Origin of the sequence: Flavobacterium sp. 28YEA47A, from assembly GCF_041262125.1 — a bacterium.
Classification (GTDB): domain Bacteria; phylum Bacteroidota; class Bacteroidia; order Flavobacteriales; family Flavobacteriaceae; genus Flavobacterium.
The window spans coordinates 453,787-475,266 of record NZ_JBGCCI010000001.1 but is presented as its reverse complement, the minus strand read 5'-3'; the positions used below and the strand labels follow the sequence as shown (position 1 = coordinate 475,266).

The 21,480-nt window shown below is 35.7% G+C and carries 21 protein-coding genes; 9 read left to right on the top strand and 12 right to left on the bottom strand.

Translation table 11 applies throughout. The features are described from left to right. The first annotated feature begins 3 nt into the window (after window positions 1–3). Together ABH942_RS02295 and ABH942_RS02290 are read left to right on the top strand one after the other, a co-directional pair. Window positions 4–321 (top strand): 2TM domain-containing protein, encoded by a 318-nt coding sequence (locus ABH942_RS02295; RefSeq protein WP_370029381.1) that lies wholly within the window; start codon window positions 4–6, stop codon window positions 319–321. Between the two features lie 43 nt (window positions 322–364). After that, on the top strand, window positions 365–1,120 hold the full coding sequence (locus ABH942_RS02290; RefSeq protein WP_370029380.1) for a LytR/AlgR family response regulator transcription factor: 756 nt from the start codon (window positions 365–367) through the stop codon (window positions 1,118–1,120). 267 nt (window positions 1,121–1,387) lie between these two features. Here ABH942_RS02290 and ABH942_RS02285 read toward each other — a convergent pair whose 3' ends face one another. The 9 genes from ABH942_RS02285 to ABH942_RS02245 form a co-directional block, all read right to left on the bottom strand. Continuing rightward, window positions 1,388–3,085 (bottom strand): S41 family peptidase, encoded by a 1,698-nt coding sequence (locus tag ABH942_RS02285; RefSeq protein ID WP_370029379.1) that lies wholly within the window; start codon window positions 3,083–3,085, stop codon window positions 1,388–1,390. Between the two features lie 5 nt (window positions 3,086–3,090). Continuing rightward, window positions 3,091–4,116: a heme A synthase gene (locus tag ABH942_RS02280; protein WP_370029378.1), complete on the bottom strand. Its 1,026-nt coding sequence runs from the start codon at window positions 4,114–4,116 to the stop codon at window positions 3,091–3,093. Between the two features lie 36 nt (window positions 4,117–4,152). Further along, window positions 4,153–5,586, bottom strand: a complete 1,434-nt coding sequence (locus ABH942_RS02275; protein WP_370029377.1) for a CCA tRNA nucleotidyltransferase — start codon at window positions 5,584–5,586, stop codon at window positions 4,153–4,155. A gap of 37 nt (window positions 5,587–5,623) precedes the next feature. After that, on the bottom strand, window positions 5,624–6,184 hold the full coding sequence (locus tag ABH942_RS02270) for an L-threonylcarbamoyladenylate synthase (protein WP_370029376.1): 561 nt from the start codon (window positions 6,182–6,184) through the stop codon (window positions 5,624–5,626). Then, complete coding sequence (locus ABH942_RS02265; RefSeq protein WP_370029375.1) at window positions 6,181–6,813, bottom strand: acetyltransferase; 633 nt, start codon at window positions 6,811–6,813, stop codon at window positions 6,181–6,183. The genes ABH942_RS02270 and ABH942_RS02265 overlap by 4 nt, the downstream gene beginning before the upstream one ends. Further along, the gene (locus ABH942_RS02260) at window positions 6,810–7,883 is read right to left on the bottom strand and encodes a DegT/DnrJ/EryC1/StrS family aminotransferase (RefSeq protein ID WP_370029374.1); all 1,074 of its coding nucleotides are present in this window, start codon (window positions 7,881–7,883) and stop codon (window positions 6,810–6,812) included. The genes ABH942_RS02265 and ABH942_RS02260 overlap by 4 nt, the downstream gene beginning before the upstream one ends. Window positions 7,884–7,888: 5 nt before the next feature. Further along, the gene (locus ABH942_RS02255) at window positions 7,889–9,025 is read right to left on the bottom strand and encodes a hypothetical protein (RefSeq protein WP_370029373.1); all 1,137 of its coding nucleotides are present in this window, start codon (window positions 9,023–9,025) and stop codon (window positions 7,889–7,891) included. A 10-nt stretch (window positions 9,026–9,035) separates the two neighbouring features. Further along, a complete protein-coding gene (locus ABH942_RS02250) occupies window positions 9,036–9,989 on the bottom strand; it encodes a hypothetical protein (protein ID WP_370029372.1) in 954 nt (317 codons plus the stop codon). Window positions 9,990–10,386: 397 nt separating this feature from the next. Further along, complete coding sequence (locus ABH942_RS02245; protein ID WP_370029371.1) at window positions 10,387–11,238, bottom strand: glycosyltransferase; 852 nt, start codon at window positions 11,236–11,238, stop codon at window positions 10,387–10,389. A gap of 110 nt (window positions 11,239–11,348) precedes the next feature. Here ABH942_RS02245 and ABH942_RS02240 point away from each other — a divergent pair, with 110 nt between their 5' ends. After that, window positions 11,349–12,107, top strand: coding sequence for a lipopolysaccharide kinase InaA family protein (locus tag ABH942_RS02240; protein ID WP_370029370.1), 759 nt, complete (start codon window positions 11,349–11,351; stop codon window positions 12,105–12,107). Between the two features lie 22 nt (window positions 12,108–12,129). Continuing rightward, complete coding sequence (locus ABH942_RS02235; protein WP_370029369.1) at window positions 12,130–12,942, top strand: glycosyltransferase family 2 protein; 813 nt, start codon at window positions 12,130–12,132, stop codon at window positions 12,940–12,942. Here ABH942_RS02235 and ABH942_RS02230 read toward each other — a convergent pair. Beyond that, complete coding sequence (locus ABH942_RS02230) at window positions 12,939–14,000, bottom strand: glycosyltransferase family 9 protein (protein WP_370029368.1); 1,062 nt, start codon at window positions 13,998–14,000, stop codon at window positions 12,939–12,941. The two genes, ABH942_RS02235 and ABH942_RS02230, sit on opposite strands and share 4 nt — an antisense overlap. Before the next feature lie 113 nt (window positions 14,001–14,113). Continuing rightward, the gene (locus tag ABH942_RS02225; RefSeq protein WP_370029367.1) at window positions 14,114–14,929 is read right to left on the bottom strand and encodes a 2,3,4,5-tetrahydropyridine-2,6-dicarboxylate N-succinyltransferase; all 816 of its coding nucleotides are present in this window, start codon (window positions 14,927–14,929) and stop codon (window positions 14,114–14,116) included. 117 nt (window positions 14,930–15,046) lie between these two features. Between ABH942_RS02225 and ABH942_RS02220 the strand changes: the two genes are divergently transcribed. From ABH942_RS02220 to ABH942_RS02205, 4 genes are all read left to right on the top strand, one after another. Then, window positions 15,047–15,784, top strand: coding sequence for a methyltransferase domain-containing protein (locus tag ABH942_RS02220; protein WP_370029366.1), 738 nt, complete (start codon window positions 15,047–15,049; stop codon window positions 15,782–15,784). A gap of 22 nt (window positions 15,785–15,806) precedes the next feature. After that, entirely contained in the window at window positions 15,807–16,385 is a 579-nt protein-coding gene (locus tag ABH942_RS02215) for a hypothetical protein (RefSeq protein WP_370029365.1), read from the top strand. A gap of 1 nt (window position 16,386) precedes the next feature. Then, complete coding sequence (gene ruvX / locus ABH942_RS02210; RefSeq protein ID WP_370029364.1) at window positions 16,387–16,803, top strand: Holliday junction resolvase RuvX; 417 nt, start codon at window positions 16,387–16,389, stop codon at window positions 16,801–16,803. A gap of 107 nt (window positions 16,804–16,910) precedes the next feature. Beyond that, window positions 16,911–18,410: a malate:quinone oxidoreductase gene (locus ABH942_RS02205; RefSeq protein ID WP_370029363.1), complete on the top strand. Its 1,500-nt coding sequence runs from the start codon at window positions 16,911–16,913 to the stop codon at window positions 18,408–18,410. 52 nt (window positions 18,411–18,462) lie between these two features. On the opposite strand, the gene ABH942_RS02200 is transcribed toward ABH942_RS02205, so the two are convergent. Beyond that, a complete protein-coding gene (locus ABH942_RS02200) occupies window positions 18,463–20,685 on the bottom strand; it encodes an FUSC family membrane protein (RefSeq protein WP_370029362.1) in 2,223 nt (740 codons plus the stop codon). Between the two features lie 175 nt (window positions 20,686–20,860). Between ABH942_RS02200 and def the strand changes: the two genes are divergently transcribed. Next, window positions 20,861–21,448 carry a peptide deformylase gene (def, locus tag ABH942_RS02195; RefSeq protein WP_370029361.1) on the top strand — a complete coding sequence of 196 codons (588 nt, stop codon included), beginning with the start codon at window positions 20,861–20,863 and terminating at the stop codon, window positions 21,446–21,448. Window positions 21,449–21,480: the final 32 nt, after the last annotated feature.

The window sequence follows — 21,480 nt, the reverse complement described above, 5'->3', positions numbered from 1 at the left end:
AAAATGGAAAATCTGACTGAACGAGAACAACAAAAATTTGAACGCGCACAGAAACGTGTGAAATCAATTTCAGGATTCTATAAGCATTTGATAGCCTATATACTTGTAAATTTATTTCTTATTTCGCGACACTACTTCGATCTTAAGCCAGGAGAAGAGTTTTTTAAATTTTCTACATTTTCGGTAGCCTTCTTTTGGGGATTCGGATTAGCGGTTCACGCTGCCTCGGTTTTTGGAAAGAACATTTTCTTAGGGGGAGATTGGGAAGAAAGGAAAATTAACGAGATTATGAAAAGAGAGAAAACTTCTAAATGGGAGTAGCAGCTTTTAATCAAAAAAAAATAAATTAACTATCATTAAGAATATGACCACTATAATTATCGAAGACGAAAAACCATCAGCAAGATTACTTCAAAGAAAGCTACAAAAACTGGATATAGAAACCAGCACTATGCTACATTCTGTAGAAGAAGCAATCAATTGGTTTCAGGACAATCCGCATCCGGATCTGATTTTTTTAGATATCCAGCTTTCTGACGGACTTTCATTTGAAATTTTTGATGCTATTGATATAAAAAGTGCCATTATTTTTACGACTGCTTATGATGAATATGCCTTACGGGCATTCAAACTAAATAGTATTGATTATCTGCTCAAACCTATTGATGAAGATGATTTGGAAGCGGCTGTAAATAAATTTAAATCCCGACAGCCAAAATCGGAATCCATGTCGCTGGATTTGGAAATGATAAAAAAAATGCTCGTCAGTCCGGATGCCAAAAACTACAAGAAACGTTTTACGATCAAAACCGGGCAATATTTAAAAATGATTAATATTGAAGAAGTCGAATGTTTTTATAGCGAAAACAAAGGAACCTATCTTCATACGCTTGATAATCGCAGTTATCTTTTAGAAGGAACATTAGAACAGCTTGAAACCGAATTAGATCCGAAAGACTTTTTTCGAGTAAGCCGTAAGTTTATCGTTCCAATGAAAACAATCAAAGACATTGTGGTATATAGCAACTCCCGACTGAAATTAATTCTTCCAACCTATAAAGAAGATGAGGTAATAGTGAGCAGGGAACGGGTCAATGACTTTAAGAACTGGATAGGCTAAAAAAAAACTGTTTCAAAAGCTATCAAATTGATAAGCTAATGAAACAGTCCTTGAATGCATTTTTTCGTCTTATTACTGTAATGGTAAATTTGTTTATTTTGAATTCATTTCATTGAATTTTTCCAAATTATTCCCGATTACTGCAGATGAGAAAAATGGACTCAAAATCAAATAAAGATTTGATTCTTTTTGTGCGATTTCTGTATTGTAAAGTTACCATGATAACACTGAAAAAATGTTATATCATTTCAGGAATTAGTTATATAATTATTTTTTGAGTATCACTTCAAACCCTTTTTCAATAAGCGCATCTCTCTTGTTTTGAAGATCAGAAATGGTAGGCTTTACTACAACATCAGGAATAATTCCTATTCGTTGGGTTTCTTTTTTGTCCGGATAAAAAATTCCTACACCAGAAAAAATCATTTTTTCGCCATTTACCAAAGGAAGAGTAGTCTCGTTACCGTCTGCTCCGGCAGTTTGCCTTCCTACAACAGTAATATTTGGAGCGGTTTTGAAAATCATTGACCACATTTCAAAAAGGCTTTGTGTATTTTCATCGATTAAGATAACGACATGCCCCTTATAATAATCCGGATTAGCCTTACCAATGTATTTATAATCTTCCCTAATAATGTAATCCTGCCAGCAGAATCTACCAGGTTTGCCAAAATCAGGTTTGGTCAGAATACCAAACCATTTTGGTTCCGGAAAAAGATAGTTAAAAGTTTTTACAACGCCACCATTTGTACTGTATCCTCTCAGGTCAAACACTATTCCTTTTGTGTTTTTCATAGCCTTCATAATGCTGTCAACTTCAGAAGTTTCAAAGAATGAAAAGTCAATATAACCTATATTGTTTTTAGTAATAGTCGAGTAGATTATTTTTTTAGCACCTTCATCGTAGCGTACTAAATTGTTGTCAGGAAGTCCATTTTGAAACCATACTGCACTGGACCTGTCAATTCTGTCAATCTTTTTTTCAAATGGCTTTTTGTTTTTATCGTAACCTTTAATCGTAAAACTTCCTTTTTCGCCATAGAACATATAATTATAGGAATCCCTGATTTTTACAGAAGCATTGGAAGCTGAAATGTATTTTGAATTTCTTTGAATAATCTTGTCAATAGATTCACCATTTACAGTTTCGATTACATCACCATATTCAATGCCTAAAGCCTTACATATTTCAATATCTACCGGTTTTGTAACTACAATCTTATTTTCGGCAATCTGATAGGTAAAAGGAGCGCCGTAATTCCCAAAAATCTCCCTGTAATTTACCGGTTCGATTCTTGAATGCGTGTCTTCAATTGAGCCCGAAAAAAGCATCATTGTCTTTTTATAAGAAAGCGCATCAGTTGCATTTTTAACCAATGGTATAAATTCTTTCAGGACATCATCCCACTTTTTTGAAATACCATATTTATACGGATAAAAATATTCAATAACATTCCAGGCCCTAAATAAGTTCAGAAGACGGTAGTTCTCTTCTAATGCTTTCTCTTTGTTCGTTTTTTCGTTATCGCCATTGTAACGGATAAAATCTGTTTTTTGGCAATAATAACCGCCCGGTATCTGATTGGATGAAATCAGTCCGGAAAGGTGTTTTTTTTGTACAGCGTTGAGATTTTTATCTTTTTGAATCCATGCTGTCGATACATTTCTATTGTCTTGATCTTTACAGGATACAACCTCAGATGTTTTAGGAACTGTTTTGGTTTTCAGGAAATCAATCCAGGCCGGTATCGTTTTTTCAGCAGGAAGTTTTTGGTCTAAAGCCGAAACCAATAAAGAGTCAGCATCTATTTTTCCACTTGAAAGAACAGGATCATAGTACTTCAACAGTCCCCAGGTTTTGCAGATTGTTATCAGGTCTTTATCTGGGATTGAATTTTTGTTTTGACCTAAAGCAAGTGTTGTTACCAAAAAACAACTACAAATAACTAAAAAGGGCTGTTTCATATATGTTATTTTATTTCTCTGTTTTTACTTTCTAAAATTAGGTAAAACTGTGTTCCAAACAAAAGCGATGCGACTACAAGATGTATGGTTTGCGAACCAAATGGGAAATCGTACCAATACATTACAATTCCCGAAAGAATTTCAATACCCAGAAGCCACATGACCCAATTGATTTTTTTGAAACCTAATTGGAGCTTGTTGTTTCGGGTAATCAGGATTACATTGATTAACAATACCACAAATGAAAAAGTCCTGTGGAAATAAAACCCGATAATAGGATCTTCAAGAATTTTGTGCATGGTGTCATAACCATAGATCTTAACCTGTTCATCAACAAATTGCCGCACCTGCGTTCCTAAGATGATCTGGGTCAATGTCAGGATCAGGGAAATAATCAGGACACTGTCAAAAACTTTGTCAAATTTTAAAGACGTAGACGGTTTTGGCTTGGCCAGATTTAGGATATACAAAATAATACATACGATGAAGAGTGCCATAACCATATGGATTGTAATCTTTACCGGATTCAATACCGAGTAAACAACCGTTGCTCCCAACCATGCCTGAAAACCCATTAAAAAGACAACCAACCATGAAAGCAAGGTTATTTTTTTGCTTTGTTTCCATAGGCTGAACGAAAATACAGCCATGATAAAGCAGGCCAGTCCAGCCAATGCTCCAAACAGACGATTGATGTATTCTACCCATGTATGGGTTGGATTAAACGAAGCGTAATCATGTTTTGTATACACCTGCCAGTGATTTTCTTCAAATTCGCTGCCAGATTTGAAATCTTCTTGGGCAACGAGCAGTTTTTCTCCTCTAATGATTACCTGTCCTTTTTTGAATTCACGTTCAGGCGACCAGGTAAGTTCAGAAATATCTGTTGGAGGAATATAATAGCCGAAACATTTTGGCCAGTCAGGACAGCCCATTCCAGAACCGGTCATTCGAACCAGGGCACCGGCAATGATTACCAAATAAACTAAGATTAGAGCTGTTTTGGTAATAGAGGGAAAATATTTTTTCATTTTTAGTTAGTTTGAATTCGAATTGAGCGGTGATGCCTATTTTGCTGTTTTCTGCAACCCTAATTTTTCTGCTCTCTTAAGCATGAAATCATAGGCGGGCTGATATTCGTTAGGAATTTCACCCTCAAGGATAGCTTCCTTGATAGCTTCTTTCAAGATGCCGATTTCTCTGCCGGGTTTTAATCCAAATGTTTCCATGATTTCTTCTCCGGAAATTGGAGGCTGGAATTTTCTCACATGGTCGCGTTCTTCCACTTCCACGATCTTTTGGCGTACAATCTTGAAATTATTATGGTATTTTTTGAATTTGTTCGGGTTTTTTGTCGTGATGTCGGCCTCACATAAAACCATCAGGTCTTCAATATCTTCACCAGCATCAAAAATAAGCCTTCTTACGGCGGAGTCGGTTACAATATCTTGCGACAATACGATTGGGCGCGAGCTCATCATTACCATTTTAGAAACGTATTTCATCTTATGGTTTAATGGCATGTGTAGCCTTTCGAATAGTTTTTTAACCATTTTTCCGCCAACAAACTCATGTCCATGAAACGACCATCCGTTTCTTTTATGATGGCGTTTCGTAGGCGCTTTTCCAATATCATGGAGCAGGGCAGACCATCGGAGCCATACATCGTCTGTATTTGGGGCAATATTATCCACAACTTCCAGCGTATGGTAAAAGTTGTCTTTATGAGTTTGTCCTTCCGACTCGTCAACACCTTCAAGTGCTGTCAGTTCAGGAAGTATGATATGCAGTAGTTTGGTTTGGTGCAATAACAGGAAGCCAATAGAAGGCTTGTCTGTCATCAGGATTTTATTTAACTCGTCAACAATACGTTCGCCTGAAATAATGTTGATTCTTTCCCTGTTTCGTTCGATTGCTTTGAGCGATTCCTCTTCAATATCAAAATTCAATTGTGCTGCAAAGCGGATGGCACGCATCATACGAAGCGGATCGTCAGAAAAAGTAATATCAGGATCGAGCGGTGTTTTTATGATTTTGAGTTCCAGGTCGGATAATCCGTTGAAAGGATCGACAAGTTCTCCAAAATTGGCTTCATTGAGCGAAATCGCCAAAGCGTTTATGGTAAAATCCCTGCGGTTTTGGTCGTCTTCCAGCGTTCCGTTTTCTACTACCGGATTTCTGCTTTCAAAATGATAGGACTCTTTTCGCGCACCTACAAATTCGATTTCGGTATCTTCAAAGCGAAGCATTGCAGTTCCATAGGTCTTAAAAACCTGAACTTTTGGTTTTTTTGGAAGTAATTCAGAAACCTTCAAAGCCAACTCGATGCCGCTACCAACAGCAACAATGTCAATGTCTTTTTTAAATTTTCTTTTTAAAAGCAAATCCCGCACAAATCCTCCAATAACATAACTGTCAATGGTAAGCTCTTTTGAAGCTTGTGCGATTACGTGGAATATTTTACTATTTACTGCTTCTTTATATGAAGTTTTGTCTTTCATTAATTATGCTTAAAGTTCTGAGAACTGTAGCCAATAGCTATTTTCGGATTATTTTCACCTGACTGTCAGAAGTCAGTTTGATAATAGCAGAAGGCTTTCCTGTCATCTTTTCTTGCTGCAAATTTACGATATAGTCAACGCCCTTTAAAATCTCTGGGCTAATTTCTTTGTAATTTATAGGAGTAGGCATTCCGGATATGTTGGCCGAAGTCGAAACCAATGGCTTTTTCATACGTTCCAACAGCTTAAAACAGAAAGGTTCTTTTACGATCCTCATGCCTAATGTATTGTCTGGAGCGATCAGATTCTTGGCAATATTTCTGGGATTGTCCAAAATAAGTGTAGTTGGTTTTTCTGAAAGATCTAAAATTTGCCAGGCCACTTCGGGAATGTCTTTAAAGACATTGTATACCATTCTTTCGCCATTCATCAACACAATCATCGATTTTGATTCTTCTCTTTGTTTCAGGGCATAAATTTTTGCTACGGCATCAGGATTGGTTGCATCACAACCAATTCCCCAGACTGTTTCCGTAGGATAGAGAATAATACCGCCTTCTTTGATGACTTCGTATGCTTTGTGAACTTCTTCGTTCATATTTTTGAATCGTTATATTTAATTATTTTCCCAGGAACTCCAACAACAACAGCGTTGTCTTCAATATCTTTTGTTACAACAGCACCGGCTCCTATGGTTACATTTTTCCCGATTTTTAATTTTGGCAAAATTGTAGCATTGGCACCAATTGTTGTAAAAGCACCAATCTCACAATTACCTAAAACTTTTGCTCCAGGCGATACTTCTACAAATTCGCCAATTTTGCAGTCATGATGAATGCTGGCATAGGCATTTATAAGCGAACCGTTTCCAATCAGGGTGTCGGCAGATATAAATGAAAATGGCATGATGTTGAGCCCATTTCCCAAAACAGCACTTTTGCTAATGACAGCATTTTGTGCTATTGCTGAAGCTGGATTGCCATTATATCCTAAAAATAAGTTATACACTTTATTTCTGCTGAAAACATTTCCCAGTCCTAAGATGAAATCGGGATTTTTTTCAAGTATAGATTGGGCTTCTTCAGTGGTTTTTAAAATAGGATAAGAAAATAAAGAGTCTTCAAGGTCTGTACTAATGTTATCAAAAAAATAAAAAGAATTTGGTTTATCGATAGTTACAATATCGAAAACTTCTTTAGCATGACCTTTGGCTCCAATAATTATCATATGTTTTGATTGATTATAGAAGTAATTTTTTCTAAATCTTCTGTTTCTAGTCCCACATATAAAGGAAGACACATAATCCTTTTTGCAATCGATTCTGAAATAGGCATTTCAGTATTTTTTATAAAATTAACCGTATTTAGAGAAGGATAAAAATATCTTCTTGGGAAAATTTTATTTTCGTTTAATGCCTTTTGTACTCTTAATAGCGTTTCTTCAGAATCCAAAATGATCGGATAATAGCTATAGTTCCATTTTGTATGTTCACGAACCTTTAAAGTTTGCAGGTTTGAAAAATTTAAATTGTCGGTATAAAAATCCACAACTTTTTTTCGTTCTGCAAGAATAGTGTCGATATATGGTAAAACGGCCAATCCCATAGCAGATTGTAGCTCTGAAATCTTTGCATTGATTCCTAAGCCATGAAAATCCAATGGCCCGTTATGTCCAAAATTATGGCTGTAATATAACTTATGGAAAAGATCTTTGTCGTTACAAAAAAGCGCACCACCTTCGCCGGTATGGAATAATTTTGTTGCATGGAAGCTACAAGTACTTACATCACCAAAGTTAAAAACAGACTGGTTCTTATATTCTATGCCAAAAGAATGGGCGGCATCATAAATGACTTTTAAATTGTGTTTTTTAGCAATCGCTTCAATTGCTTCAACATGACAAGGATTGCCAAAAACATGTGTAGCCAGTATAGCCGTAGTTCTTGGAGTTATAGCAGCTTCTATTTTAGTTTCGTCTATGGTCAGGTATTCCGGATCGATATCCACAAAAACAGGTTCGCAATTTTCCCAGACAATTGCCGAAGTGGTGGCTACATAAGAGAAAGGCGTCGTGATGATTTCGCCTCCTTTGCCTAAAAGTTTTAAGGCAATTTGTAATGGAACGGTACCGTTATTGGTGATTAAAATGGAATCAATATTCAGCCTTTCTTTTAGCTTGTTTTCCAATTCTAAGGTCAGTTCGCCTCTGTTTGTAAGCCACTTACTATCCCAAGCTCTTTTAACCAGGTTGTTATATTCGCCTTGTGGTGGTAGAAATGTCTGTGTTACGTTTATCATTTGGATTATTTAAAATCAAAGTTATGCAAATAATACTGCTTTATGTTATTTTCAAGCATGTTAAAACTGTATAATTTGTTAACAATAATATCCAGTTTATCCTGATACTCTTTAAACGTTTCAGGATTGTCATACTGTTTGATAGCGCCTGCAATTTTTTCATTCATTTCATCAAATGATGCATATAATGTTGGCAGGTTTTTAAAATCCTCAGTAAAGAAAATTTCATTATAAACGGCAAATGAAATGCCTCCGGAGAAGATGGTTTCTATAAGATACCCGTCTAATCCTTCACCAAAAGTAATGACGAATTTAGCTCTTGAAGCATAATCTTTATAAGTGTCGTACTTCATGTTTGTTATTTCGACAAAAGTATAATGGGGAAGTTTGGCTTTTAGGTTTGCCAAGATTTCCTCTTTTGTCAGAGTGCTGGAGTTGGGAACCCATTGAATTTTATCAGGAGAATAGATAACTAAATTTTCTTTCTCACTAAAAACCTTTCTGTTGTATGGAGTAGGGCTCAGCCATGCTGAAAAAAGATGAAGTGGAACTCCGTAATAATTTCTTTTTTCAAGGGTAGCATAACGCTTGTGAGCCATTGTCATAGTCGTATTTGGAAACATTTTCTTGACGTTGTCGATTTTTTCAATCGGCGGCATAAAAAGATCATTCTGGTTTAGCAGATTGATTTTGATACTTTTTATTTTTTCTGCCCATCTGAAAAAAGGAACCATTCGTTTATTTCCTTTATTGAAAGCCGAAATCATAACATCCGGAATATGGATTTCTGCAAAATCAAGAGCGCCAAAATAGTGCTCAATTTCTTTGAAAGTATAAATGATCATCTCATTTGAAAACTTTCTGTATTGATAGTCGGTTTCACTTTTTCCCGGCAAAAAACTAGCAACTACATCACATCCATGGATGTCTTTCAATTTCTTGACAATATTATAAATAGTACATATTGACAAAATACCGCCATTAATCCTGTCAGTTCCAGCAGGAACAAAAAAGAGAATCAGTTTTTTTGTATCGGAATAGTGCTGTTTGAAATATTTTTTTTTGAAGGATTTATGATGGCCCTGTGAAACAAAGCTTTTAAGCTGATGTTTGAATTTCAGGAAGTCTTTTTTTAGCGACATAACTTTTTATCTATTTGTGGAATAAAACATTTTGAACCCAACCTTTTATAGTATATTTCTGGTAGATTTCTTCCGGAAGCTTTTCATAATTGCTTTCAAAAAATGAAACGGGGATTTCCGGATTTTTTTCATCTATGACCAGGATATTATTGGGATTGTAAAAATCATAATTTACAATATCAGGATTCGTGGTTATTAGTTTCTTTTCTAACCCGATACTTTCAAAAATCCTGAAAGTTAATCCATATTGACCATCTCTTTTGATATCTAAGAGGGATTTTGATTTTTCAATATATTTTGAGATTTCTTCTAATGAAATTCTTTCAAAGAAAAATTCGATTTCACTTTTAGAACACTTATCACCTGTGCTAAAAACAATAATCTTGTGCTTTATTTGTTTCGCTTTTAACTCAGTAATAATTCTTGAAAGGATAGGTAGTCTTTTGTCCTTCGAACAGACATTGAAAACTTTAAATTCAAAAGGCCCGTTGCTGCTATTCTTGTTCTCTACATAAATCCAGTTGGGAGCAAATGTCAGACCTAATTTTTCACAGTCCTCTTTTTCAAAAGAAAAGGCTTGGTCAAATGCAGATGCAACTTTCTTTATTTTGGGACAACGGGTTGCACTGTCATTAAAAAAACCAATGGATTTTTTCGTATGATTTTTTATTTTCTTTAGGTATTTTCTATCAATAAAGTCTCCTTTGATGGTCAGGATTAAATCCTGCTTTTCACCAATTTGCTCTAGACGCATGATAATTTCTTTCCCGTAATAGATGTTTTTGATGTTTTTTTTAAAAAAAACTTTCAGGAAAGAATTATAAATTTTGTAATAGAAATTAGGGTATTTGTATATAAAGTTGTGAAAATCAATATGGTGCACAGTGTGTCCATCTTGTTTTAAGACTTTTGCAATTCCTTCATTCAATCCCCAATTATCAAAACTAATCAACGCAATTTTCATCTCTCTTTTTATAGCGGTTTACAATGAGAAAATGTTTTTTTCTCACTTCTTAATTGCAAACCCTGTTTTGCCTATCGTTTTTGTCTTTTGCTGAAATGTTGGCTGCTTCAATTCTCAATATCGCTTGCAAAATGTATAAAAATTTGATTTTTTTCGCAAAGATAAGTCTTTTTAGATTTAAGAAACAAGATGTTTGGAGGATGTGTTAAAAAAATCTTAATTATATTGGATTTCAATAGTTTGATGGATTTTTAAGACATTTTTTGATATTAAAACTTAATTCTAGTAGTAAAAAACAATATTTTCTTCTACAAAATTAGATTCTAATAAAGTAGGATTTTTCAGATATAGAACAATTTTTTTGGAGGAAGTAACCGTATGAGAATCTTAACCAATATTATTTTATTTTATAAACACCCAATGCTTTTTTAATTTTTTTGCTTAACAAAACCAACTTTACATATAATCGGTTTTTTAAGCTCAAGAACATCCAGTTTTTATATGGAATAAGTTCTTTTTCTATTAGGCTGTTCATTTTTTCCGAAACTATAAAATCTTTATTGATGTCGCTCCATTTTACATTGTCGTAGCCGTCAAATTCATTCACTTTGTTTTTTTCATGAATGATTGACATCCATAAGCGTTTGTCAGTAATCTGTGTGATACGGGTTTCTTTTTTCCAAAGCGTATGATCATTAAACCAAACAGTTTTTGGGTTCTCATTTTTTTCAATCAGGCTTATGAACGGATTGAAAATATGCTCTTTTTTGCCCAAAATATAACGTGGCTCTACCTGAAGCGAATAGCCTTCGATAATATCGACCGCCTGATATTCCTGAGATTTGAATTTGCTCTGTACCTCGTTGATAAAGTTTTTGTGGATGCAGTCGTCATTGTCGATTCTGGAGGTAATCAAATAAGGAACATCCTGTGAATCTTTAGAGATAAATTGCTGGATGGCCGGATAGAATTCAGGCATTCCATTGATATAAAAAGCCTTGATATTTACTTTATCTGAAATCAGGTCTGTAATGGCCTTTTTATATTTTTCAGGTGTTGAAGTGTCAAAAAATATAAGCCAGTTAAAATCCTTGTTAGTCTGTGCAGCTACAGATGGGAAACAAAAACTCTCGAAGAGCCACATTCTGTCTTCCATCCATTCGTCTGTCAGTAAGGTTTCGTTATTTTTAGTAACGTTCCAATCAGGATTTTTTAGATTAAACCTAGTAATCAGATAGTGTTTAAACATTTATCAGGTGCTAATTAACCTTTCGGCAATTTTTTTGTAAAATTAAATTAATTATTTGAACTCTAAAATCGAAAATGGTTACTTTTGTGAACAAAATAAGAAAACCATAAATGCACGAAGTTTACAATCCAAAATTCTTACACCAGAAAGAAGCAATAAAAGAGTGTATTGCTAACTTTGAGGCTAAAGGTATTTTGTTTGTTGATGGAAAGCGCAACAAAATTAGGCTCTTTGAACTAGATGGGATTACACTGAATGTCAAATCTTTTAAGATTCCTAATTTTATCAATCAGGTAGCTTATAAATTTTTTAGGCGTTCAAAAGCCAGACGTTCTTTTGAGTTTGCCAACATTCTATTGGAAAAAGGAATAGGTACACCACAACCGATTGCTTATTTTGAAAATTTTAAAAATGTTCTTTACGACAGTTATTACATCAGCGAACAGCTGAATGCAGATTTGACGTTTAGAGAACTGACGACCGACTTGAATTATCCCGATCATGAGGCTATCCTGCGCCAGTTTATTCAGTTTTCATTTAACTTACATGAAAATGGTATTGAATTTCTGGACCATACTCCCGGAAATACGCTGATCAAAAAAAAGGGTGAAGGAAAATATGATTTCTTTTTGGTTGACCTGAACAGAATGCAGTTTCATAAATCGATGACGTTGAAGCAGCGTATTGTCAATTTATCCAAGCTAACGCCAAAAAGAGAATTGGTGGAAGTAATGAGTGATGAATATGCAAAACTTTACGGCAAGCCATATGAGGAAATCTTGAAAATGATGATTGTAGAAACAGAATCTTTCAGAAACAGATTCCATAGGAAGAAACGCCTCAAGAAAAAACTGTTCTTCTGGAAATAATTTTTTGCATTTAAAGTAGATTATGAAAGCATCCGTAATAATGAGCACCTATAATTCTGAGGAATGGCTTGAAAAAGTTATATGGGGATTTAGTGTGCAAACTGAACTTAACTTTGAAATTATTATTGCTGATGATGGGTCGAAACCCAAAACAAAAGAACTGCTTGATACTTTAAGATCGCAAATTTCGATGCCGCTGATTCACGTATGGCAGGAAGATAACGGTTTCCAAAAATCACAAATACTAAATAAGGCAATTGTTGCTTCGAGTACTGATTATCTTATTTTTACTGATGGGGATTGCATTCCGAGAAAGGATTTTATAGAAACACATCTTCACTATCGTGAAAGAGGTTATTTTCTTTCCGGCGGTTATTTTATGCTTCCTATGAACATTTCTCAGGCTATTACCAAAAATGATATCCTGCATCAAAATTGTTTTGATGTGAAATGGCTGGTTAATAGAGGCTTGAAAAAATCATTTAAAAATACAAAACTGTCTGCTTCTGGTGGATGGGCAAAGTTTTTGAACTTTATTACGCCAACAAAAGCTACCTGGAACGGGCATAATGCTTCCGGTTGGAAAGACGATTTGGTTGCCATTAATGGTTTTAATCAGGAAATGCAATATGGCGGACAGGACAGGGAACTAGGCGAGAGGCTTTTTAACAAAGGACTGAAATCAAAACAGATCCGTTATAGCGCTATTGTAGTTCATTTGGATCACGCAAGAGGCTATGTAAACGAAGCCACCTGGAAAAAGAATTTTGCCATTCGTGAAAACACCCGAAAAAATAAAGTGATCAAGACACCAATCGGAATAGATTCCAATTAGTTTTTCTCTAAATAGTTATTGAGTTCCGGAAGAATAAGTTCCGGTGTAAAGGACTCGTACAATTTCAAGGCCTGGTTTTTCATTTCTTTTGCCGATTTTTCGCCATACAATTCCGGCTTAAAATCTTTGAGATGTACTGAAGTGTGATGGATCCCATCTTCAAAGGCATTCCATGCTTCTTTTTTTATCCAAGTAGAAAATATCGTAAATGTTGGCCTGAATAAAGCTTTGGCCATATTTACAGCACCACCTTCATTACCAATCAGAGCATTGCAATGATGTGTTATAGACAAGAATTCCCGAATACTTCCGGGGATTATATCAATCTTAATGTTCTTTTGGGTTTCCGGCAGACACAATCCGAATATTTTTTTTGCTTCTTCAGATTGCGAAGGAATATAATTGAATAGGAGTGTAGCATTCGTTTTAGCGACTATTGCGTCCAGTAACTTTGCCATATAAGAAAAAGGATAGGTTTTGTTATGGCCGCTTCCCAATACGCCTATCATATAGATTTTGTTCGAAAAATCAATATTGTTTCGGACTAAGATATCTTTTCCGTTTTTGATTTCTTCTTCTGTCAAGAATATTTTGGGCCTATTGTCAAGCGAAGCTCCTGAGGAAAATGGCTGTAACAGCAACATCCTGTTTTCAATAGCCAGACCTGCTGAAGTTTTTGGCTTAGAAAGTTCTTTGAATGTATCGGTATATAAAAAGTTGGTATACGACTTGTGAAATCCTATTTTCTTTTTTGCACCAGACATTCCCACTACAAGATTGCTTTCGAGCTTTCCATAGGCATCAACAACGGCATCGTATTTTTCTTTTCGGATGGAAACCAGAAAACGGAGCAGTGCTTTTTTGCTTTTACGAAATTCATCCTTGAAAAGTACCAGATGGTCAATGTTCGGATTGTTTTCTACTACCGGTTTTGTAAAAGGGTAGATCAGATAATCAATCTGCGCATCAGGATAGATAGTCCTTAAGTTGTTGCAAAGAATAGAACTGGCCAAAACATCACCAATCATTTTCTGCTGTATTACAAGTATCTTTTTCATGAAAATCGTATGAATTGCGAATTACGAATTACGAATTACAAATTAGGAATTACGAATTGAGGGTGATCTGCTTGGCAAAACTCGTAATTCCTAATTTTTAATTCCTAATTAAATTATACTGCTACATCGTATTCTCTCAGTGCGTTGTTTAAGGAAGTCTTCAAATCTGTAGAAGGTTTTCTTTTTCCGATAATCAAAGCACAAGGAACCTGAAACTCTCCTGCAGCAAATTTTTTAGTATAACTGCCGGGAATCACAACTGAACGTGCAGGTACAACGCCTTTCATTTCTACAGGTTCGTCGCCGGTCACATCTATAATTTTTGTAGATGCCGTCAAGCATACATTCGCACCAAGAACAGCTTCGGTTTCAACACGAACACCTTCTACAACTATACATCTTGAACCAATAAAAGCACCATCTTCAATGATTACCGGAGCTGCTTGCAATGGTTCTAAAACACCACCAATTCCTACGCCGCCACTCAAATGTACATTCTTACCAATCTGTGCACAGCTGCCTACAGTAGCCCATGTATCCACCATCGTACCTTCATCTACATAAGCACCAATATTAACATAGCTTGGCATTAAAATAACACCGCTTGAAATATAAGCTCCATGGCGAGCCACAGCATTAGGAACAACACGAATTCCTTTTTCAGCATAGCCTCTTTTCAAAGGCATTTTGTCATGATATTCAAAAATTCCGGCTTCAAGAGTTTCCATTTTTTGAATAGGGAAGTACATTACGACAGCTTTCTTTACCCATTCGTTTACTTGCCATCCATCAGCAATTGGTTCAGCTACGCGTAATTTTCCACTGTCTAACAGTTCGATAACCTCACGAATTGCTGTTGTTGTTTTCTCTTCCTGAAGCAGTGCTCTATTTTCCCATGCCTGCTCTATAATTGTCTGCAAAGTGCTCATAAAATTTGATTTTCAGCAAAGATATGTTTTTTTAGTTTTCAACCCTGACAGAGTTTTAAACTCTGCCAGGGTTAAACGATTAACTTTTACGTAAATTTGTAAAACAGCTTATTTCATATGAAAGATAATTTTTCAAATCAGGCTTCAGGATATTCTAAGTTCAGGCCGTCCTATCCGCCGGAACTAATAGAACACATCGTTTCATTTACAGAATCGAGAGAAATGGCTTTGGATGTGGCAACAGGGAATGGACAGGTTGCCCAACTGCTATCCGAATATTTTGAAACGGTATATGCTACAGATATAAGTGAAAACCAATTGCTTCATGCCAAACGGCTGCTGAATGTGATTTACAAAAAACTTCCTGCGGAAAAAACCGATTTTCATGACAAACAATTTGACCTTATTACAGTGGCCCAGGCAATCCATTGGTTTGATTTCGACCAATTTTATGCCGAAGTATATCGCATACTAAAACCTGAGGGAATTATTGCAGTAATTGGTTATGGGCTTTTTCATACCAATCCCGAATCAGATAAGATACTTTCTGATTTTTATTATAATATTGTAGGCCCATTTTGGGATGCTGAACGAAAATATCTGGATGAAAATTACCAAACGATTCCTTTTCCATTTAAGGAATGGGAAACACTCCATTTCCAAAATAAATTTACCTGGACTTTTGAGCAGCTTGTAGGTTATCTGGAAACGTGGTCTGCAGTGGAACATTATAAAGCACATCATAATGAAAATCCAATCGATTTAATTCGTAAAGAATTGGAAATTTCCTGGATAATGGGAGATAAAACGGTTGTTTTTCCGATGCTTTTGAGATTAGGAAAATTAAAAATGTAATTTTGGCAATCTAATTTGATTTATGAAAATATTAGTTCCCTTGTTATTGGTGTTTTTGGCAATTTCTTGTAAGAAAGAAGAAAGTTCGTCTTATGGGTCTATGGAAGATATTAATAAAAAGATAACCCAAAATAAGCCTTTTTTTGATTTTGATGAAATTATACATTATCATATTCCAATTGACGAAAATGAATATTATGATTTGATTTTAGCAGATACAATTTCTGAAAAAGGTAAAATATTTGAATTTTTGCTAAGAGAGCCTTGTCCAGAAACTAAAGAAGAAAAAATAAAGTTCAAAGAAGCTATTAAATCAGTTGAGAAAGAAGAAAATACGATCAATTCTAAGTATTATGATGAGCTGAGAACACAGGTTTTTTCGGAAAAGAGGTGTGACCAATTTTCTATGGCCGCTTGTGAGCCTATTTACAGAGATATCTTTATATTTAAAAAGAATAAGGAAGAAACTGGAATGGCGAAGATTTGTTTTAAGTGTTGGTTATATAGTATTTCAAATAAAGAAGCCATTACAGACTGTTTTAATATGAATGGTGAGCTAACCAGGCTTAAAAAAATAATTTCAGAAAATAAGAAAAATTAAAATGCCAAGAATACTAGCCATAGACTACGGACTAAAACGAACCGGAATTGCCGTTACGGACGAAATGCAGATTATCGCTTCCGGACTGACAACAATTCCTTCAGAAACAGCTATTACTTTTCTTAAAGATTATTTTGCAAAAGAAAAAGTAGAAAGAGTTTTGATTGGAGAGCCCAAACAGATGGATTACACGCCATCTGAAAGTGCAAGACTAATTGAGGCTTTTGTGGAAAAATTTAAAAATAATTTTCCAGACCTCCCATTTGAGAGGGTCGATGAGCGATTTACTTCAAAAATGGCATTCCAGACCATGATTGATAGCGGGTTAAAAAAGAAACAACGTCAAAATAAAGCGCTGATTGATGAGATTTCGGCAACAATAATGCTTCAGGATTACTTATCCAGAAAAAATTTCTAAGTTTTATTTTTATTTTGTCAAAAAAACTTTTTGTAATTTAAAATTGATATAAATAACAAAGTTTTTAACTTCTTTCAAAGTATCTTTGCACGACAAAATTTTTTGTGATGGCAACTACAACTTTACACACTGAAACGGATGTGGTTCTAATTGGCGCCGGAATCATGAGTGCCACTTTAGGTCTTTTGCTTAAAGAGCTGAATCCCAGTATTAAAATTGAAATTTATGAAAGGCTCGATATGGCAGCAGCCGAAAGTTCTGACGCATGGAATAATGCCGGAACCGGACACTCTGCTTTTTGTGAGCTAAATTATACTCCGGAACTTCCAAATGGAGAAATTGACACTAAGAAAGCGGTAAAAATTGCCGAATCTTTTGAAGTTTCAAAACAATTTTGGGCATACCTGATTGAGAAAAAACTGATTTCCAAACCTGAAAATTTTATCAAGAGCATTCCACACATGAGTTTTGTTTGGGGCGAAGAAAATGTGGATTTCTTGAAAAAAAGATACGATGCACTTCAGCAATTTGGTCTTTTCAAAGGCATGGAGTATTCCGAAGACAAAGACAAAATACGCTCTTGGATGCCATTAGTGATGGAAGGCAGGAGCCCAAAATCTTTGATTGCTGCTACTTTTATGAAAATCGGAACGGATGTAAATTTTGGCGAACTTACACGAAACATCTTTAATTATCTTAAGACGTTGGATGGCGTAAGCATGAAATTCCACCATGAAGTGAAAAGCCTGAAAAAAGGAGAAGATGGAAGATGGCAGATAAAAGTCAAAGATTTAGAAACTGGAGACAAGTCTAAAAGTACTACACGATTTGTTTTTATTGGAGCAGGTGGCGGTTCTTTACCATTGCTTGAAAAAGCAGGTATTCCGGAAGGAGACGGCTTTGGCGGTTTTCCGGTTAGCGGACAATGGTTGAAATGCGTCAATGAAGAAATAATTGCAAAACATAATGCCAAAGTATACGGAAAGGCTTCTGTAGGCGCTCCGCCTATGTCTGTACCGCATATTGATTCACGAATGATTGATGGTAAAAAAGCCTTATTGTTTGGGCCTTATGCCGGATTTTCGACTAAATTCCTGAAAAACGGTTCCTATTTGGATTTGCCGCTTTCCATAAAATCAAATAACCTGATTCCGATGCTTTCGGCCGGATTTCACAACCTGCCTTTGACAAAATACCTGATTGATCAGGTGCGTCAATCCCCGGAAGATAGGCTTGAAGCGCTGAAAGAATATCTCCCGGATGCAAAGATGGAAGACTGGGTTTTAGAAACTGCCGGACAGCGAGTTCAAGTTATCAAAAAAGGCGAGAACGGAGGAGGAGTATTAGAATTTGGAACAGAAGTAGTAACAGCAGGAGACGGTTCGTTGGCTGTTTTATTAGGCGCATCGCCAGGAGCTTCAACAGCGGTTTCAATTATGCTGGATCTGATCCAAAGATGTTTTTCTGAACATGAAAAGTCAACAGCATGGCAGGAAAAATTAAAAGAAATGGTTCCTTCTTACGGAACTTCATTAAATGATAATAACACCTTACTTCAAGAAGTTAGGGAACATTCTGCGAAAGTCTTGAAATTAGACACGCTATAATAGAATAATAGGGAAAATTATAAAAGCCTGAAATCTTTGGATTTCGGGCTTTTTATTTGGTCTGATTCAGCAGTTTGGCCGCCTTTACAATACTTTCCGAAAGATTTGTCAGCCATACCAGCTGTTCAATAACCAGCTGGGCTTCCTGCATTTTGAGTTGGTATTCTTCATCTTCTGAAAGATGTGCTTCTTTCAATTCTTTAGCACGCATATTTTTTAATTCTGTGAAACGCATAGCCAGATCTTCATTTGGTTCGGCGTTGGCTAGAGTGCCTGAAAGTTCTAAATCAGCAAAAGTAATGGCATAATTCAGGTTTTTGGTTACAGTCTGAACCACCACATTAAAAGCCTCAGAAGCTTTGGTTGTTTTATGAGTTTGGATATACGTCCCTAAAGAAGCCAAAGAAGAAAGCAGTGTGTGGTTCAAAACGGCAAGTTTGTAAACCTGTTGTAATTGTTTCTGTTTGGATTTAGGTTCCTGACTCATACGCTGAAAAGAAGCCATCAGGTTTCCGACTTCAATAAAAGCATTTTTTCGTGCAATCCGGTATGATGTTGTTACTTCTCCTTTGTTGTTATAAAAGAGCGAAATCTCGTTAAGATAATCCCGATTGGCCTCTATGGATTTTTTGATATAAATCGGCTGGCTCATAAACTCCCATGATGGCCAAAAGAAATAATTAGCTAAAAAGGCAAGTCCGGCACCCACCACAGTATCCAAGATACGGTATTGGATTACATCATTAATATTAGGCGTGATAATTCCATAAACAAAAACGACATAAATGGTTACGAAAGTAGCACCTACTTTGTAATTTATAGAAGTAAAGGTAAACCCTAAAATCATTGATGAGATAGCAAGAGCACCAATAATGATATGGTTATGAACAACGAGTAATATAGCAAAAGCAATCAGTCCACCAGCTACAGTTCCTATAATTCTATGGAAAGAACGCTCTTTGGTTAATCCGTAACCAGGTCGCATGATAACTACTATCGTCAACAGAATCCAATATACATTTTGGAAAGGAAAAAGGCTTCCCAGCAAAAATGCAATCATAATTGTGGCTGTCAATCGCAATGAATGGCGGAATATGGTTGACGAAAAACTCAGGTTTTCTCTAAATGTGCTCCATGGATAATATTGAGGAGTCATTAATTTGTCCAGGTTTTTGTCTCTTCCTCTATAATCGTTGCTGTTGAAGTTAGGCATAAAGGCACGCTCAACAATTTTAATTTTTTCAATCTGCTTTTCTGCATAATGCAACATATTGGAAAGCATCCAAACGCCTTCAGACGCTTTTTCTTTTCCAAGTTCCTGTTCGTAGTCTGAAATTACATTCTCAAGCGCTTCAAGATCTTTCAGTAATGAATGTTTCGGAACGTATTTTTTGTGGTTTTCCAAACTCTTGAAAATAGCTTTCAATGTAGAAGCCAAATTATAAGCCAGGTTCTGATAAGTTGCCAGTACTTTTGGATGGTCGGCAAATTTTTGATGTAGCTTACTGTGGTCGAAAGAAGTCGACAACGCCAGTTCCAGAATTTCCAATAAGGAAATAAAAACCAGGGTCAGCTTTCTGGTCTGGTCTGAAGTACCATTGGAATGGGTTCGGTTCCGGATTAAAATTTCCCTAAGGTTTTCATGAATTGTATTCAGTTCTACCTGCAAATACAGCTGTTTTTCAATGATTTTCTCACGAGGAGAATCAATTTTCCATAAGTCTCCACGCAGTTTCATGTATTTTGAAGTCAGTCGCAAGCATTCTGCAACCTGTAGTTCAATATAACGGTGTGGTCGGATATAATTAAATGTCAGTGAGATAAGAAGATAAAACAGACCTCCAACAAGCATCAGTCCTGAATATTGGAGCATTTCCCAACCTTCGTGTATGTGACCAAAAGCCAGGCATATAGATAAGAGTGCGGAAAATGAAACCTGTGTTGCCCGTTGTCCATAAACCGAAATCATGGAAAAAAAGAAAATCATAGCAGCCATAGCCGGATACAATATCCAGGGCTGCGGATAGAGCAGATTAACGACCAGATTGTTTCCGGCTACAATCAGAGCAGCAACCAAAATACCATTTATACGGTGTTTTCTGTTACTTGGAATATCGCTCGGATAAGTCAAAAAAGCACCCAATGCGATGTTGAAACCAATCTGGAAATTGCCTGTGTAAGAGAACAAAAGAACCGGAATAGCAGATGCCAAAGTCACTTTCAGTGCATTGGAAAAATTGGTGCTGTCGGTAAAATTTCGGACTTTCTGAATCATCGTGAAGCGGTTACTAGCAAAGATAGGAATTGATAAACATTTTCGGAATTAAAAAAATAAAGATTTAACGCTTTCGATGTTATTAAAAGATTACTATCTGTGATCTTTTTTTACTATTTTTGCCCACTGATTTTGCAGAAGCTCTGCTAATTCTTTATAATTCAATACGAAAGAAATGATTTTACCAATTATAGGATACGGCGATCCGGTTTTAAGAAAAGTAGGTGAGGAAGTGCCGCAGGATTATCCGAACCTGAAGGAAACTATTGCGGATATGTATGAGACGATGTATAATGCCTATGGAGTAGGTCTTGCAGCGCCTCAAGTAGGACTTAGCATTCGTATGTTTATTATTGATACGGAACCGTTTAGTGACGATGAAGATCTGGAAGAAGAAGAACGCGAACAACTGAAAAACTTCAAGTGTACTTTTATCAACCCAAAAATGCTTAAAGAAGAAGGTGATGAATGGGGCTTTAATGAAGGTTGTTTAAGTATACCTGAGGTTCGTGAAGATGTTTATAGAAATGAAAGAATCACGATTGAATATTATGATGAAGATTTTAATAAGAAAACGGGAGAATTCGATGGATTAATTGCCAGAGTAATTCAACATGAATATGACCATATTGAAGGAATTTTATTCACAGATAAAATATCTTCATTGAAAAAACAGTTAATAAAGAAAAAACTTCAGAACATTATGGACGGAAAAACCCGCCCGGATTATAAGATGAAGTTTATTGCCAAAAAAGGCAGATAAGGAGAACACAAATTAATTTCAATTATAAAATA

What these genes read in the sequence shown, in the direction of transcription:
- ABH942_RS02295 (WP_370029381.1), top strand. Translation starts at nt 4, where the DNA reads ATGGAAAATCTGACTGAACGAGAACAACAAAAATTTGAACGCGCACAG.
- ABH942_RS02290 (WP_370029380.1), top strand. Translation starts at nt 365, where the DNA reads ATGACCACTATAATTATCGAAGACGAAAAACCATCAGCAAGATTACTT.
- ABH942_RS02285 (WP_370029379.1), bottom strand. Translation starts at nt 3,085, where the DNA reads ATGAAACAGCCCTTTTTAGTTATTTGTAGTTGTTTTTTGGTAACAACA.
- ABH942_RS02280 (WP_370029378.1), bottom strand. Translation starts at nt 4,116, where the DNA reads ATGAAAAAATATTTTCCCTCTATTACCAAAACAGCTCTAATCTTAGTT.
- ABH942_RS02275 (WP_370029377.1), bottom strand. Translation starts at nt 5,586, where the DNA reads ATGAAAGACAAAACTTCATATAAAGAAGCAGTAAATAGTAAAATATTC.
- ABH942_RS02270 (WP_370029376.1), bottom strand. Translation starts at nt 6,184, where the DNA reads ATGAACGAAGAAGTTCACAAAGCATACGAAGTCATCAAAGAAGGCGGT.
- ABH942_RS02265 (WP_370029375.1), bottom strand. Translation starts at nt 6,813, where the DNA reads ATGATAATTATTGGAGCCAAAGGTCATGCTAAAGAAGTTTTCGATATT.
- ABH942_RS02260 (WP_370029374.1), bottom strand. Translation starts at nt 7,883, where the DNA reads ATGATAAACGTAACACAGACATTTCTACCACCACAAGGCGAATATAAC.
- ABH942_RS02255 (WP_370029373.1), bottom strand. Translation starts at nt 9,025, where the DNA reads ATGTCGCTAAAAAAAGACTTCCTGAAATTCAAACATCAGCTTAAAAGC.
- ABH942_RS02250 (WP_370029372.1), bottom strand. Translation starts at nt 9,989, where the DNA reads ATGAAAATTGCGTTGATTAGTTTTGATAATTGGGGATTGAATGAAGGA.
- ABH942_RS02245 (WP_370029371.1), bottom strand. Translation starts at nt 11,238, where the DNA reads ATGTTTAAACACTATCTGATTACTAGGTTTAATCTAAAAAATCCTGAT.
- ABH942_RS02240 (WP_370029370.1), top strand. Translation starts at nt 11,349, where the DNA reads ATGCACGAAGTTTACAATCCAAAATTCTTACACCAGAAAGAAGCAATA.
- ABH942_RS02235 (WP_370029369.1), top strand. Translation starts at nt 12,130, where the DNA reads ATGAAAGCATCCGTAATAATGAGCACCTATAATTCTGAGGAATGGCTT.
- ABH942_RS02230 (WP_370029368.1), bottom strand. Translation starts at nt 14,000, where the DNA reads ATGAAAAAGATACTTGTAATACAGCAGAAAATGATTGGTGATGTTTTG.
- ABH942_RS02225 (WP_370029367.1), bottom strand. Translation starts at nt 14,929, where the DNA reads ATGAGCACTTTGCAGACAATTATAGAGCAGGCATGGGAAAATAGAGCA.
- ABH942_RS02220 (WP_370029366.1), top strand. Translation starts at nt 15,047, where the DNA reads ATGAAAGATAATTTTTCAAATCAGGCTTCAGGATATTCTAAGTTCAGG.
- ABH942_RS02215 (WP_370029365.1), top strand. Translation starts at nt 15,807, where the DNA reads ATGAAAATATTAGTTCCCTTGTTATTGGTGTTTTTGGCAATTTCTTGT.
- ruvX (WP_370029364.1), top strand. Translation starts at nt 16,387, where the DNA reads ATGCCAAGAATACTAGCCATAGACTACGGACTAAAACGAACCGGAATT.
- ABH942_RS02205 (WP_370029363.1), top strand. Translation starts at nt 16,911, where the DNA reads ATGGCAACTACAACTTTACACACTGAAACGGATGTGGTTCTAATTGGC.
- ABH942_RS02200 (WP_370029362.1), bottom strand. Translation starts at nt 20,685, where the DNA reads ATGATTCAGAAAGTCCGAAATTTTACCGACAGCACCAATTTTTCCAAT.
- def (WP_370029361.1), top strand. Translation starts at nt 20,861, where the DNA reads ATGATTTTACCAATTATAGGATACGGCGATCCGGTTTTAAGAAAAGTA.